Raw genomic sequence first — 1,097 nt, 5'->3', positions numbered from 1 at the left:
CCGATGAGCAAGGCAATCTCGCAGTAGTGGCGGTATTTTTTGAACAAGGCAAAGCCAATCCGGCGTTGGCGAATCTGCTAGAAAATGTGCCGGAAAGAGATCAAAACGTAGCGATTCGCGCTCCTTTTGATGCAAACGCTTTGATTCCTAGCGACAAAGACTACTACCGATTCAACGGCTCGTTGCCCACGCCACCATGTTCCGAAGGCGTGCGTTGGCTTGTGCTCAAAGATCCACAAAGCATTTCGGCAGAGCAAATTGCGCAGTTTGAACACGTCATGGGGGAAATCAATCGTCCAGTTCAACCGCTCAATGCGCGTATGGTTCTTACCAAATCACCGATGTTTTTTGAGGTTTTGTAAGCCCGAAATAAAACAAAGCCCACTCAATGTTGAGTGGGCTTTGTGTGTTTAAGAGCGAATTAAAAACCGCTGTCTTCTTGATTTTTCGCCATTTGAATCGGGTCGAGCTTCAGTGTTTGAGTTGGGAACGCGATATCTGCGTTGTGCTCTTTAATGATGCCGACGACTTTCAATAAGACGTCTTGTTTCACTTCGTGGTATCTCACCCAGTTCACGGTTTTCGTGAAAGTGTAGATAAAGAAGTTCAACGATGATGGGCCAAAGGTATCAAAGTTCACAATCAAGGTTTGGCGCGTATCGATATCTTTGTGATTCTTTAACATTTCGCGCACTGCGGTGATGATTTCTGGCACTTTGTCGGCATCATCGTAACGTAAGCCCACCACTTCGTAGATTCGACGGTTTAGCATTCGGGAAGGGTTTTCAACCACGATGTTGCTAAACACGGAGTTCGGCACATAAAGTGGGCGTTTATCAAACGTGCGGATGCTGGTCATGCGCCAACCAATGCGTTCTACGGTGCCCTCGATTTGACGATCTGGAGAGCGAATCCAATCGCCTACTTTGAATGGACGATCGAAGTAAATCATCAAACCACCGAAGAAGTTCGACAGCAAATCTTTTGCAGCAAGACCTACGATTAAGCCACCCACACCACCAAACGTCAGCAGACCAGACAGAGACAAGCCAAATGCCTGCATGATGGTTAATACGCCGATAGTGATGATGAATAAT

The 1,097-nt window shown here is 46.7% G+C and carries 2 protein-coding genes; one reads left to right on the top strand and one right to left on the bottom strand.

Annotation, left to right across the window (positions count from 1 at the left end; all coding sequences use genetic code 11):
- A partial coding sequence (locus R7M72_RS25640) for a carbonic anhydrase family protein (RefSeq protein WP_318056534.1) occupies positions 1-362 on the top strand: 362 nt, incomplete at its 5' end.
- Between the two features lie 59 nt (positions 363-421).
- On the opposite strand, the gene R7M72_RS25635 is transcribed toward R7M72_RS25640, so the two are convergent.
- Positions 422-1,097 (bottom strand): mechanosensitive ion channel family protein (locus R7M72_RS25635; RefSeq protein ID WP_318056533.1); only part of this gene is annotated, 676 nt, incomplete at its 5' end.

Source organism: Vibrio sp. YT-18 (assembly GCF_033337345.1).
In the GTDB taxonomy this organism is placed as follows: Bacteria; Pseudomonadota; Gammaproteobacteria; order Enterobacterales; family Vibrionaceae; genus Vibrio; species Vibrio alginolyticus.
This window is presented reverse-complemented; position numbering and strand designations above follow the sequence as displayed.